Raw genomic sequence first — 273 nt, 5'->3', positions numbered from 1 at the left:
TGAAGGTGGACCGGTCGGGTACCCCTCCCTCTGCAACGCCCTTCGGGCTCACTGGGGTGTCCCCCAGCCCCCCGGCTTACTTCGACGCGGAGAGGCGCTCCATGTCATTGAGGACAGGCCGAGCATGCTGATGCACAGCCATCATGTAGGCCTGCGAGGCCTTGTCCCAGGCGTCGATGTGTCTGGCCAGGATGAACAGCCAGGGCGGCGTGTCAACATCCGGGCCAGCAGCTACGATCCCGTAGAAGGCCCTCACCGTCTCAGTGGTCATCA

Annotated in this window: 1 protein-coding gene; it reads right to left on the bottom strand. The window is 64.1% G+C overall.

Annotated features, from left to right (window positions below):
* Positions 1-76: 76 nt before the first annotated feature.
* On the bottom strand, positions 77-273 hold a 197-nt coding region (locus ABG80_RS22625), incomplete at its 5' end, for a hypothetical protein (protein ID WP_058087080.1).

It is taken from the genome of Aquabacterium parvum, from assembly GCF_001447195.1.
Lineage (GTDB): Bacteria > Pseudomonadota > Gammaproteobacteria > Burkholderiales > Burkholderiaceae_C > Aquabacterium > Aquabacterium parvum.
Note: the sequence above shows the minus strand (reverse complement) of the source record. Positions and strands in the feature narration are given on the sequence as shown.